The organism is Catellatospora sp. NPDC049609 (assembly GCF_040675365.1).
GTDB lineage: Bacteria > Actinomycetota > Actinomycetes > Mycobacteriales > Micromonosporaceae > Catellatospora.
On record NZ_JBFAOU010000044.1, the window covers coordinates 38,474 to 50,273 of the forward strand.

The window sequence follows — 11,800 nt, forward strand, 5'->3', positions numbered from 1 at the left end:
CGGCCGATCTTGCGCGAACTGTGGGTATGACACGCCCATTCCGGGCAAATCCCTAACACTTCGCGCAAGATCGACGCGATCTTGGCGCGGGTCAGCCGAAGCCTATGCCGGGGCTGGGGCCAGGGACGGGACGCGGGGCGAGGTGGGGGGCAGCAGGGCTGGGCGGCGGCGAGCGGCCAGGTCCTCGACCCAGCCGAAGCAGAGCGTCGCCGCGGCGGTCAGCGCCCCGCCCACCAGCACGGTGAGCAGCGGCGGGCCGGCGGCGTGGCCGAGCAGCCACAGCCCGAGGGCGACCATCGGCATCTGCCACACGTACACGGTCACCGCGCGGGCGTTGAGCACCGCGATCACCCGGCGCAGCGGGCGTACCCCGTGCACCCAGGCCAGCTCCGGGCGTGCCCGCAGCGCCACCAGCACCACGCCGGTGCCCCACAGCGCCTGGGTGAGCTGATCGTGCAGCCCGGTGGCCGCGCCGCCCGCCCGCAGCAGGGCCAGCCCGCCCAGTGCCGCCGCGGCGGCCAGCAGGTGCGGCCAGGGCAGCCGGTCCAGCAGGCCGGTGTGGCGCGCGTACCCGAGCAGCCAGGCGGTGCCGTAGGCGGCCGTGGTCCACACCACGTCGGTGACCGACGAGGCGGGCAGCGTGATCACCGTGGACAGCAGCGCGGCCGCGCCGAGCGGGGCGAGCAGCGTCAGCACCGGCGCCCGGTCGAACAGCCACCACAGCAGCGGCGACAGCAGCACGAACCACAGGTAGGCGCGCAGGTACCACAGCGCCACGACCAGCGGCGCGCCCCACTCGCTGGCCGGTGGGTTGACCAGCGGGAAAGCCCAGCCGAGCAGGTCGCTCCAGCCGAACCCGGACCAGCCGTCGACCAGCATCAACGGCACCACGACCGCACCGAGCGCCCACAGCGGCGGCAGCAGCCGGCGCACCCGCGAGCGCACCGTACGCACCGCGCCCCCGCGCGCCAGCGAGCCGGCGGTGAGGTAGCCGGCCAGCCCGAACATCACCCACATGGACGGCAGCAGCGTGGTCAGCACGCCGAGCGGCATCGTGTGCTGGAGGAAGACGCGCACGATCGCGGCCGCGCGCAGGGAGTCGATGTACGGGCTACGTGGGCGGACGGGTGTCGCGGCCACGGCTGCGGGCGCCGTGACCGTACTCATCAACGTCATGCTTCGGTGCTCCCGGGGCTGGTCGACCGTTGCGTCAACCACAGCCCACTTCCCTCAACGCAGGCTCGGCAAACCGCCCCGGGCCTGTGTATCCGCTGACGGCACCCGCCGATCACCGGGACGGCGGGAAGCCGAATACAGTTCATCCCATGCAGCAACGACCGCTCGGCCGCAGCGGGCTGGTGGTCTCCCGCCTCGCCCTGGGCACCATGAGCTGGGGCCTGGACACGGATCCGGACGATGCCGGGGCGCAGCTCAAGGCGTATGTGGACGCCGGCGGGACGCTGATCGACACCGCCGACGTGTACGCCGACGGCGAGGCCGAGGCGCTGCTGGGGACCCTGCTCGACGCCATGGTGTCCCGCGACGACGTGCTGATCGTCGCCAAGGCCGGGCTGCGCGCCTGGGAGGGCCGCCGCCACGACGGCTCCCGGGGCCACCTGCTGCGCACGCTCGACAACACGCTGCGCCGCCTCGGTGTGTCGTATGTGGACCTGTGGCAGGTGCACGGGCACGACCCGGACACCCCGTGGGAGGAGACGCTGTCCGCGCTCGACCACGCGGTCAGCTCCGGCCGGGCCCGCTACGCGGGGGTGTCGAACTTCTCCGGCTGGCAGACCGCCCGCGCCGCGACCTGGCAGCACGCCTGGCCCGGCCGCGCCCCGATCACCGCCACGCAGGTGGAGTACTCCCTGCTCCAGCGCGGCATCGAGCGGGAGGTGCTGCCCGCCTGCGAGACCATGGGCATCGGGGTGCTGCCGTGGTCGCCGCTGGGCCGCGGGGTGCTGACCGGCAAGTACCGCCACGGCCGCCCCGCCGACTCGCGGGGGGCGTCACCGCACTTCGAGCGCTTCGTCCTGCCGTACCTGCAGCCCCGCTGCTCGGCGATCGTGGAGGCGGTGGCGACCGCCGCGGACGGGCTGGGCGTCTCCGCCGCCGAGGTGGCGCTGGCCTGGGTGCGCGACCGGCCGGGGGTGACCGCGCCGATCCTCGGCGCCCGCAACGTCGGGCAGCTGGTGGCGGCGCTGCAGGTGGAGGAGATCGAGCTGCCGCCGGAGATCTCCCGGGCGCTGGACGACGTCTCGGCCATCCCGCTCGGCTACCCCGAGCTGGACTGACCGGGCCGTGCGCCGGGCCGGCGCCGAATCGGGCGAGTGGGGCGCAGCGGCACCCGAACGGACGTTTCCCCAGCGGAAGGCAGGCGCGCTGCGCTTGCCGGACCCGCAGGCAGCGGGCACGATCTCTTTATGGACTACGAATACGCACCGCTGCGGTTACCTCCGGACATCGATCGGTTGACCGCCGCGGTGCGGCTGGCCATTCAGGCGGAGTACGGCGGGTGGGAGCTGGCCCGGGTGCGGCTGATGAAGGACGGCACCCGGCAGGTGCTGCTCCGCCGCCCGCTGCGGCTGGCACCGCTGCCCGGCCCGTCGGCCTGAGGCACAATCCCCCCACGCTCGACCGGCCACGGCGGCCGGTGGAGCAGGTCCTGCCGCCCGGTGTCCCGCCGCCCACAGCACGAACGGCGCGCACCCCGGGTGGGATGCACGCCGTCCCTCGTAGGGCAGGACGTCAGTCCTGGTCCTCCATGATGTCGCCGTTCAGGTGCTCGTCCAGGCGGGCCACCAGCTTGTCGTTGGTGCCCAGCGTGAACGGGCCGTTGGCGTCGGACTCCTCGAAGTCGTCGGGCTCCAGGGACTTGTCGACCTCGGCGACGGTGACGATGCCGTCCAGCGGCTCCAGCTCCGGGATGTCCAGCGCGGCCAGCGAGCCGTCCGAGCTCTGCAGCAGCTCCAGCACGGCGTCGGCGACCGAGCCGACCGGCTCGCTGTCGCCGTCGCTCAGCCCGGCCTCGCGGCGGGCCAGCTCGGCGGCGCTGATCAGCGCGGAGACGCTTGGGATCAGGTAGTCGCGGCGCTGGCGCACCGAGATCACCTTCGGGTGCGGGTCGGTCGGGGCCTGCTCGGCGGCGACCAGGTCGGCCATGAACCGGTCGGCCTTCTCCAGGTCGATCGGCTCCACCTCCCAGGGCAGCGGCTCGCCGTACGTCTCCGAGAGGGCGTCGTCGTAGGCGACAGCGGCGTTGTTGAACGCGACGTAGGCGCGCCAGACGTCATCGCTGTCGACCTCGCCCTTGGCCTCACGTACGGCGGCCAGGTGCGCACGGGCAGCGGTGATCATCTCTTCCAGCGCGGCCTCGACGGCGGCGTGGTTGTCGCTCATTACTCGGTTACTCCTTCATACGACGAGACAGGCCGGTTCCCGGCCGCACTCCGGCCGGGCCTAACTCTGCCGCAGGAACCTGTCCAGTACCCGCACGCCGAACTGTAGTCCCTCCACCGGCACCCGCTCGTCGATGCCATGGAACAACGCGGAGAAGTTCAACTCCGGGGGCAGCCGCAGGGGTGCGAACCCGAAGCAGCGGATGCCGAGCCGGGAGAAGGCCTTGGCGTCGGTGCCACCGGAAAGCATGTACGGCACCGCGTGCGCGCCCGGATCTTCGGCCCGCAGGGCCAGCGCCATGGCATCCACCAGCGCCCCGTCGAACTCCGTCTCCAGGGCGGGCTGCCGGTGCACCGACTCCAGCTCCAGGTCCGGCCCGAGCACCTCGGCGAGCTGCTCGCGGAACAGCTCGAACTGGCCCGGCAGGGTCCGGCAGTCGATGGTGGCGCTGGCCCGGCCCGGGATCACGTTGTCCTTGTAGCCGGCGGCCAGCCGGGTCGGGTTCGCGGTGTTGCGGATGGTCGCGCCGATCATGGTGGCGATCGGGCCGAGCTTCGCGATCGCGGCCTCCGGGTCGTCCGGGTCGATCTCGATCCCCAGCGCCTCGCCGACCTCCTCCAGGAAGGCCCGCACGGTCGGGGTGACCACCACCGGGAAGCGGTGCCGGCCCACCCGGGCCACCGCCTCGCACAGCGCGGTCACCGCGTTGTCGTCGTGCACGAACGAGCCGTGCCCGGGGCGCCCCGTGGCGTGCACGCGCAGCCAGTCGATGCCCTTCTCGGCCGTCTGGATCATGTACAGGCGCAGGTCGTTGCTGACCGTGTACGAGAAGCCGCCGACCTCGCCGATCGCCTCGGTGCACCCGTCCAGCAGGTCCCGGTGCTCGTTGACCAGGAACGTGGCGCCCCAGTCGCTGCCCGCCTCCTCATCGGCGGTGTAGCACAGCACGATGTCGCGCGGGGGCGTGTAGCCGGTGCGCTGCCACTCGCGTACCACCGCCAGCGACATCGCGTCGAAGTCCTTCATGTCGACCGCGCCCCGGCCCCAGATGCAGGGCCCACTGGAACCGTCGTCCTTGATCTCGCCGGCGAACGGGTCGACGGACCACTCGCTCGCGTCGGCGGGCACCACGTCCAGGTGGCCGTGGACCAGCAGCGCGCCGCGGGACGGGTCGGCGCCCGGGATGCGGGTGATGACGTTGGCCCGGCCGGGGCGGCTCTCGATCAGCTGCGGCTGCAGGCCGGCCTCGCTGAGCTTGGTCGCGACGTACTCCGCGGCGCCGCGTTCCCCGGCGCTGGTGGCCAGATCACCCGTGTTCGTGGTGTCGATGCGGATCAGGTCGCGGCAGAGGTCGATAACCTCGTCGGTGGCGGGCGTACGCATAAGGATCTTCCTACCAGGTCGGGCCGGAACATCCCAGCGCAGTGCGCACCCGCTTCCCGCACACCACGAAGCAGGCTAGGCTCACCTAACCTCGACGACCGCCCTGGAGAGCCCGTGACCGCCACCCGGCCCGACCCCGCCGGTGAGAGCTTCGCCGACCTGCTCGGCGGGCGCCGCGCCGCCATCGACGCCACGCTCGGCCCGCTGGCCTTCGGCATCGGGTTCGCGGCGGCCGGGCAGTCGCTGGAGTGGGGTGTGGCCGCGGCCATCGCGGTCAGCGTGCTGGTCGGCATCTGGCGGCTGACCCGGGGCGACAAGTTCGGCGCGGTGCTGCTCGGCCTGCTCGGCGTCATCGTCGCCGCGCTGATCGCGCTCTACACCGGCCGTCCCGAGGACTTCTTCTTCATCCGCGTGGCCACCAACGCCGCCAGTGCCCTGTGCTGGGCCATCAGCATCGCGCTGCGCTGGCCGCTGCTGGGCCTGGTCGTCGGCGGCGTGCTCGGCCAGCGCACCGCCTGGCGCCGCGACCCGGCGCTGCTGCGCGCCTACAGCCGGGCGAGCTGGGTCTGGGTCGGCCAGTACGCGGTGCGCCTGGCCGTCTGGCTGCCGCTCTACTGGACCGGCCAGATCGAGGCGCTGTCGGTGACCAGCGCCGCGCTGACCTGGCCCCTGGTCGCCGCCTGCCTCGCCGTCAGCTGGTACGTCATGCGCCGCTCGCTGCCCGCGGGCCACCCCGGCCTGCGCCATCCGCGGACCACGGACGAGCCCGCGAAGGTCTAGTCTGCCCCGGTGACGATCATCGCGGAACCGATGCACGCCCGGCCCCGATCCCCGGAGCACCTCGCCGGCCTGTTCGCCGGTGGCTGGCCGGAGTTCATCTTCCACGACCAGCAGACCAAGCGGCACATCGGCCGGATCCGGGACCTGTTCGGCGACCTGGAGCTGGTGCTGCTCGACGACGGTGTCCCCGTGGCCGCCGGCTGGGCGGTGCCGCTGTGCTGGAACGGCGAGACCGACGACCTCCCGGCGGGCTACAACGACAGCCTGGCCCGCGCGCTGGCCGACCACGACGCCGGGCGTACGCCAGACACCCACGCCGTGCTCGCCGCGCAGGTGCACCCCGGGCGCCAGGGCGAGGGACTGGCCGCGCGCCTGCTCACGGCCCTGTGCGACGACGCCGCCTCCCGCGGGCGCGGCCGGGTGATCTGCCCCGTCCGCCCCACCCACAAGTCCCGCTACCCGCTCACCCCCATCGAGCGCTACCAGCACTGGACCCGCCCCGACGGCCTCCCCTTCGACCCGTGGCTGCGCACGCACGTCCGCATGGGCGCCCGAATCCTCGCCGCCGCACCCCGCTCCCAGGTCATCACCGGCACCGTCGCCCAGTGGCAGACCTGGACCGGCCTCACCTTCCCCGACTCCGGCGACTACGTCATCCCCGACGGCCTCAGTCCCCTGCACATCGACCACCGCACCGACACCGGCACCTACGCCGAGCCCAACACCTGGCTGCGCCACCGCTGACCCGGGTTTGCTCCCGTCGATCATGAACTTGTGGCACGGCTCGGCGGCGTGTCGGCGGCACGACCTCCTGATCGACGAGCAGGGCGGCACCGGCGCGGGCGGCCGGGCGGTGCGTGGCAGGATCGGGCGGTGCGCAGCCCCACGCAGCCTGAGCTGACCCCCGAGGACGTCGTCGGGAAGGTGCGGGAGGCGTTCGGGCCGGACGTCACCGTGGCGGAGTGCGCCGAGCTGGCCGGGGGCGGTTTCGCGGCCGTGTGGCGGGTGCGCCTGTCCGGCGGGCGCGACATGGTGCTCAAGGTCGGCCCGGGCCCCGAGGTGCCGCTGCTCGGCTACGAGCAGGGCATGATCGCGTGCGAGGCCGCGTACTTCCGGCTGGTCGGCGAGCGCCTGCCGCAGGTGCCGGTGCCGCGGGTGCTGCACCACGGCGACGGCTGGCTGTTCACCACGTACCTGCCCGGACGGCCGCTGAGCGCCGACCGGGGCGCCGGCCACGACGGCGTACGCGAGCAGCTCGGCGCCGCCCTGGCCGCCGTGCACACGGTCACCGGCGGCCGGTTCGGCTACACCGGGCCGCGACCGAGCGCGGCGAACTGGGCCGACGCGTTCGCGGCGATGGTGGACGGGCTGCTGGCCGACGCGGTGGCCTGGCACGTGGCGCTGCCGGTGCCCGCCGACGCGTTGCGCGCCGTGGTCGCCCGCAACGCCGCCGCGCTCGCCGCGGTCGAGCGGCCCGCGCTGGTCCACTTCGACCTGTGGGACGGCAACGTCCTGGCCGCGGGCGGCAGGCTCACCGGCCTGGTCGACGGCGAGCGCCACCTCTACGGCGATCCGCTGGTGGACTTCGTGTCGCCGCTGCTGCGACGCCGGGTCGAGGACGAGCCGGACCATCCCTTCGTACGCGGCTACGCCGCCGCGACCGGCGCCCCCGTGGTGTTCGACCGCTCCGTGCGCCGCCGGCTGGCCCTCTATCGCATGTACCTCTACCTGTTGATGACGGTCGAGGTGCCGAGCCGCGGGATCACCGACGAGTGGCGGCGCACCGGCCTGGCCCGGCTGCTGGCCGAAGAGGTGGCGCTCGCGAGCTGACCAGATGCGTTGGGAAGGGCACCTTCTACAACGGAATCCGTTAAGAAGGTGCCCTTCCTTACTCTGTCAACGCGATGTTGACAATGGTGGGGCGGGGCGCAGAGCATGGCGACGTGACCGCTGCCGCCGACGCCCACCGCCGCCACCTCGCCGCCGCCGCGCTGGACCTGCACCGGCAGGTGACGCAGGCGCGGGACGGCGACGCGGACGAGGTCGTCGGTGCGCTGGAACTCCTGCGCGAGCTGCGGGCCGCGGTCGACCGGGCCGAGCTCGACCTGCTGGTCGCGGCGCGCGGCCGCCGGGTGAGCTGGGGCCGGGTCGCGACGGCGCTGGGCCTGCGCTCGCGGCAGGCCGCCGAGCAGCGCGCGGCCCGGCTGGCCGAGCAGGTCGCCGGCGCGGACACCGGCAAGTGTCAACTCTGTGTTGACACATCAGCCGTGGCGGAACTGCGGGAGTGCGCCCGGCAGGCGGCCGCACAGCTCGCCGCCGACCCCTCCTGGGACGGCGCGCACCCCCGCGCGGCGCTGGCCAGAGCCGGGCTCGCCGGCGCCGTCGAGGCGCCGCCGGGAGCACTGTACGCGCTGGTGGAGCACGCTCTCGCCGATCTGTCCGCAGTGGACCTGCGCGCCCGGCCGGTGCTGCTGCGGGTCGCCGTGACCCGGCTGCGGGAGGCATTCGCCGCCGCCGCTCCGGCCTCCGCCGCCGCCCCTGCGGCTCGTCCCCGTCCACATTGACAGGGCGCCGGTCCGTACCCATGATGTGAGCCTCTTCGACTCAAGTCATGGACGGGGGACGCGTGATGGGTGCCGGCACGGGACTGATCGGCGACCGCAACGCCCGGCTCTTCCTCGGCGTCAGCCTCACCGCCGGGTTCGGCAACACCGCGATGTCGCTGGCCGCGTCGGTCTGGGTGCTGACCCTCACCGGCTCGGCCGGGCTGGCCGCGCTGTGCGGGCTGTGCGTCTACCTGCCCACGCTGGCCGGGCCGGTGCTCGGCGCCGTGGTCGACCGGCTGCCCCGGCAGCGGCTGCTCGTGGCGACCAGCGCCGCGATGGCCGCACTGCTGCCGGTGCTGCTGCTCGTGGACGGGCCCGGCCAGGTCTGGTTGATCTTCGCGGTGATGCTCGCGTACGGCGTCAGCTACGTGCTGCTCGACGCGGGCGAGGCGGCGGTGCTGCAGGCGGCGGTGCCCGCCGACCGGCTCGGCGGCCTGAACGGCCTGCGGATGAGCATGCAGGAGGGCGTGAAGCTGGTCGCCCCGCCCGCCGGGGCGGCGCTGTTCGCCGGGTGGGGCGGCGCCTCGGTCACGCTGCTGGCCGCGTCCACGCTGGCCGTCGCGGCCGCCTGCTACGCCGCGCTGCGGCCCGGCCCGATGCCGCCGCCCGGCGCCGAGCCCGGCACGCTGCTCACGCGGACCCGCGCCGGGCTGCGCTTCCTGTGGCGGCATGCACCGCTGCGCCGCCTGACCGTCGCGGGCTCGGCGGCCGTGGCGATGTCGGGGCTGGCCACCGCCGCGTCGTACGTCGTCATCGTGGCCGACCTGGGCCGCGCGCCGGAGTTCGCGGGGGTGCTGACCGGCGCGCAGGGCGCGGGGTCGATCGTGGGCGGGCTGCTGTGCGCGCGGGTGCTGGACCGCCGCGGCGAGCCGGCCACGGCCTGGTGGGGCGCCGTGCTGTCCGCGCTGGGCACGCTGCTGCTGTGCGTACCCGTGACGCCGGTGGTCGCCACGGGCCGGGTGCTGGTCGGCGTGGGCCTGCCCTGGACGGTGATCGCCGTGATGACGGCCGTGCAGCGGCACACCCCGGCCGACCTGATCGGGCGGGTGTCGGCGGCCGCCACCACGGCGGTGTTCGCGCCGACCGCGCTGACCATCGCACTCGGCGCGGGCGCGGTCGAGCTGGCCGACCACCGCGTCGTGCTGCTCGCCGCAGCGCTCGGCCCGCTCCTCGCGGCGCTGCCCTGCCGGGCGGCGACGGGCCCGGCGCAGGCCGGTGAGCTGCCCGCGGACCGTCCCTCCTGACCTGCCGCCGCAGCCAGGTCGTGAGAGTGCCCCGACCTCGCCCAGCCGCGCCGCGGCCAGACGCCTACCGGCCGAGCCGGTGACCGAAGGCGGCGGCCGGTCAGCCGCCTCAGCCGAGGCGCGGGCGGCGGCGGGCGAGGTGCAGCAGCGAGCGGGCCAGCTTCTCCCGGTCGGCCGCCACGATCAGCCGCCGGGCCTCGGCCCCGAACGGCTGCCAGAACCCGGTCTCGGCCGCCGCGCGCAACCGCGCGTCCCGCGCGTCGTCGGGCTCCGGCTCGGCCGGGTCCGCCTCGGCGCGCTGCAGGTGGTCCTGGACGGTCAGCACGGTCGCCCCGATCGCGCCGAGCGCCGCCGCGCCGTACCCGCGCATCGGCGCCGTGACCGCGCGATGGGTCAAGGCGATGTCGAGCGGACGCTGCACCGACAGCGACTGGATGCGCAGCGGGCCCGCCCAGACGATCTCGTTGGCGGACCGCTCGTAGCGCCGCCGCGCGACCTCCAGGCGCTGGGCCTGGCCGGTGCCGACCGGCGAGCCGGCCGCCGCGTCGTCGGTGCGCACCCGCTCGCCGATGCGCAGCAGGGTGAGCGCGTCGTCGCGGAAGCGGGAGTCGGCGGCGGCCGCGCTCGCCAGCAGGCCGATCTCGTAGAGATGGGTCAGCGCCCGGACCGTGCCGACCAGCTCGTGCGCGGGCGGTGCTTCCCCCAGGTCGATGACGAGGCGCAGCACGGAGACACCGGTCACGGGAACCTTGGGTCGGGTGGGCATGTCGCGCCTGCCATCAGAGATCATCAGCGGTGCACGCAGTATCCAACATGGACGTCGCGGCCACCAGAGGATGTTTCCCGTGAGTTTCAGGCGGGGACGGTCCCTGCCGGGCGCGGCGGCGGCCAGGGGCGCTCGGCCTCCGCAGCAGGACGCGGCGGCGGCCACGGGCGCTCGGCCTCCGCCGCGGGACGCGGAGGCGGCCACGGCCGATCCACCGGCGCGGGCATCACGACACCCGGCGAGGCCGCCGACATCGCGCCCGGCCGCGGCGGCGGCCACGGCCGGTCGGGCACGCCGCCCGGGGCAGCGGCCGTCGGGGCACCGGCGAGCGCTGCCAGCAGCAGCGCGGCGACCCACAGCAGCAGCGCCGACGAGCGGCGCCCGAACCGGGACAACGCGACCCCCATCCGACGGTCTTCCCCCATTATCAGCCGGTACGCCGCACCCCGGGGCCATCCCGGCGACGATGAGACCGTGACCGGCTGGGTGCTGCACGTCGACCTCGACCAGTTCGTCGCCGCCGTCGAAGTGCTGCGCCGCCCCGAGCTGGCGGGGCGGCCGGTGGTCGTGGGCGGCGACGGCGACCCGACCAAGCGCGGCGTGGTCAGCACCGCCTCCTACCCCGCCCGCGCCTACGGGGTGCACTCCGGGCAGCCGCTGCGCGTCGCCGCCCGCAAGTGCCCCGAGGCGGTGTTCCTGCCGGTCGACCGGGAGGCGTACGAGGCCGCGTCCGCGCAGGTCATGGCGGCGCTGCGGGACAGCGGGGCGACGGTCGAGGTGCTGGGCTGGGACGAGGCGTTGCTGGCCGTCGACACCGACGACCCGGAGGCGTTCGCCCGCGACGTCCAGCGCCGGGTCCACGACGCCACCGGCCTGGCCTGCACGGTCGGCGTCGGCGACAACCGGCTGCGCGCCAAGCTCGCCACCGAGCGCGGCAAACCCGCCGGGGTGTTCCGGCTGACCGCCGCCGACTGGTACGCGGTGATGGGCGCGCTGCCCACCGACGCGCTGTGGGGCGTCGGCGCGAAGACCGCCCGGCGGCTGCGCGAACTGGGCCTGTCCACGGTCGCCGAGCTGGCCGCCGCCGACGCCCAGGACCTGGCCGCCCGGCTCGGCCCGGCCACCGGCCCGTGGCTGGTCCGGCTCGCCCGCGGCGAGGACGACACCCCCGTCAGCGCGGCGCCGTACCTGGCGCGTTCGCTGGGCAAGGAGGTCACCTTCCAGACCGACCTCGACGACTGGGACGCCGTCCGCCGCGAGCTGCTGGCGCTGGCGGCGCAGGTGGCCGACGCGGTCGCCGGGCAGGACCGGCCGGCGGCGCGGGTGGTGGTGAAGGTGCGCTACGTCCCGTTCACCACCCGCACCCACGGCCACACCCTCGGGGAGCCCACCACCGACCCGGCCGCCATAGAGCACGGCGCACTGGCCGCCCTCGCCCTGTTCAGCGAGGACCGCGCGGTGCGCCTGCTGGGCGTACGCGCCGAGTTCGCCGACCCCTGACCCGGCCGCTCTCCCACCCGTTTTTAATAGACGTTGGCCTATCTGGATGAAAAGTTGTTGATCCAACTCATCCATGCCGCCGCCGGCCACGACGCCGTGCCGGCCGACACCGTCGACCCGGC

At 74.6% G+C, this 11,800-nt stretch carries 13 protein-coding genes; 8 read left to right on the forward strand and 5 right to left on the reverse strand.

Annotated features, from left to right (window positions below):
- Positions 1-102 precede the first annotated feature (102 nt).
- Positions 103-1,167 carry an acyltransferase family protein gene (locus AB0J67_RS15170; RefSeq protein WP_363481924.1) on the reverse strand — a complete coding sequence of 355 codons (1,065 nt, stop codon included), beginning with the start codon at positions 1,165-1,167 and terminating at the stop codon, positions 103-105.
- A 158-nt stretch (positions 1,168-1,325) separates the two neighbouring features.
- On the opposite strand from AB0J67_RS15170, the gene AB0J67_RS15175 reads away from it, so the two are divergent.
- Both AB0J67_RS15175 and AB0J67_RS15180 read left to right on the forward strand, forming a co-directional pair.
- Positions 1,326-2,294, forward strand: a complete 969-nt coding sequence (locus AB0J67_RS15175; protein WP_363481927.1) for an aldo/keto reductase — start codon at positions 1,326-1,328, stop codon at positions 2,292-2,294.
- Between the two features lie 129 nt (positions 2,295-2,423).
- Positions 2,424-2,615: a DUF5703 family protein gene (locus AB0J67_RS15180; protein ID WP_203746553.1), complete on the forward strand. Its 192-nt coding sequence runs from the start codon at positions 2,424-2,426 to the stop codon at positions 2,613-2,615.
- Positions 2,616-2,748: 133 nt separating this feature from the next.
- Here AB0J67_RS15180 and AB0J67_RS15185 read toward each other — a convergent pair whose 3' ends face one another.
- The gene (locus tag AB0J67_RS15185) at positions 2,749-3,399 is read right to left on the reverse strand and encodes a hypothetical protein (protein WP_363481930.1); all 651 of its coding nucleotides are present in this window, start codon (positions 3,397-3,399) and stop codon (positions 2,749-2,751) included.
- Between the two features lie 60 nt (positions 3,400-3,459).
- Positions 3,460-4,782: a M20/M25/M40 family metallo-hydrolase gene (locus AB0J67_RS15190; RefSeq protein ID WP_363481933.1), complete on the reverse strand. Its 1,323-nt coding sequence runs from the start codon at positions 4,780-4,782 to the stop codon at positions 3,460-3,462.
- Between the two features lie 114 nt (positions 4,783-4,896).
- On the opposite strand from AB0J67_RS15190, the gene AB0J67_RS15195 reads away from it, so the two are divergent.
- From AB0J67_RS15195 to AB0J67_RS15215, 5 genes are all read left to right on the forward strand, one after another.
- The gene (locus AB0J67_RS15195; protein WP_363481936.1) at positions 4,897-5,562 is read left to right on the forward strand and encodes a DUF3159 domain-containing protein; all 666 of its coding nucleotides are present in this window, start codon (positions 4,897-4,899) and stop codon (positions 5,560-5,562) included.
- 9 nt (positions 5,563-5,571) lie between these two features.
- On the forward strand, positions 5,572-6,306 hold the full coding sequence (locus AB0J67_RS15200) for a hypothetical protein (protein WP_363481939.1): 735 nt from the start codon (positions 5,572-5,574) through the stop codon (positions 6,304-6,306).
- A gap of 129 nt (positions 6,307-6,435) precedes the next feature.
- Positions 6,436-7,392: an aminoglycoside phosphotransferase family protein gene (locus AB0J67_RS15205; RefSeq protein WP_363481942.1), complete on the forward strand. Its 957-nt coding sequence runs from the start codon at positions 6,436-6,438 to the stop codon at positions 7,390-7,392.
- 113 nt (positions 7,393-7,505) lie between these two features.
- Complete coding sequence (locus tag AB0J67_RS15210; RefSeq protein ID WP_363481945.1) at positions 7,506-8,126, forward strand: hypothetical protein; 621 nt, start codon at positions 7,506-7,508, stop codon at positions 8,124-8,126.
- Positions 8,127-8,173: 47 nt separating this feature from the next.
- Entirely contained in the window at positions 8,174-9,412 is a 1,239-nt protein-coding gene (locus AB0J67_RS15215) for an MFS transporter (RefSeq protein WP_363481948.1), read from the forward strand.
- A gap of 109 nt (positions 9,413-9,521) precedes the next feature.
- Here the strand turns inward: AB0J67_RS15215 and AB0J67_RS15220 are convergent, their stop codons facing one another.
- Together AB0J67_RS15220 and AB0J67_RS15225 are read right to left on the reverse strand one after the other, a co-directional pair.
- The gene (locus AB0J67_RS15220; protein ID WP_363481951.1) at positions 9,522-10,154 is read right to left on the reverse strand and encodes a hypothetical protein; all 633 of its coding nucleotides are present in this window, start codon (positions 10,152-10,154) and stop codon (positions 9,522-9,524) included.
- A 110-nt stretch (positions 10,155-10,264) separates the two neighbouring features.
- Positions 10,265-10,585, reverse strand: coding sequence for a hypothetical protein (locus tag AB0J67_RS15225; RefSeq protein WP_363481954.1), 321 nt, complete (start codon positions 10,583-10,585; stop codon positions 10,265-10,267).
- A 67-nt stretch (positions 10,586-10,652) separates the two neighbouring features.
- On the opposite strand from AB0J67_RS15225, the gene AB0J67_RS15230 reads away from it, so the two are divergent.
- Complete coding sequence (locus AB0J67_RS15230) at positions 10,653-11,678, forward strand: DNA polymerase IV (RefSeq protein WP_363481957.1); 1,026 nt, start codon at positions 10,653-10,655, stop codon at positions 11,676-11,678.
- Positions 11,679-11,800 lie beyond the last annotated feature (122 nt).

Coding starts and splice junctions, on each gene's coding strand:
- AB0J67_RS15170 (WP_363481924.1), bottom strand. CDS start 1,167: ATGAGTACGGTCACGGCGCCCGCAGCCGTGGCCGCGACACCCGTCCGC.
- AB0J67_RS15175 (WP_363481927.1), top strand. CDS start 1,326: ATGCAGCAACGACCGCTCGGCCGCAGCGGGCTGGTGGTCTCCCGCCTC.
- AB0J67_RS15180 (WP_203746553.1), top strand. CDS start 2,424: ATGGACTACGAATACGCACCGCTGCGGTTACCTCCGGACATCGATCGG.
- AB0J67_RS15185 (WP_363481930.1), bottom strand. CDS start 3,399: ATGAGCGACAACCACGCCGCCGTCGAGGCCGCGCTGGAAGAGATGATC.
- AB0J67_RS15190 (WP_363481933.1), bottom strand. CDS start 4,782: ATGCGTACGCCCGCCACCGACGAGGTTATCGACCTCTGCCGCGACCTG.
- AB0J67_RS15215 (WP_363481948.1), top strand. CDS start 8,174: ATGGACGGGGGACGCGTGATGGGTGCCGGCACGGGACTGATCGGCGAC.
- AB0J67_RS15225 (WP_363481954.1), bottom strand. CDS start 10,585: ATGGGGGTCGCGTTGTCCCGGTTCGGGCGCCGCTCGTCGGCGCTGCTG.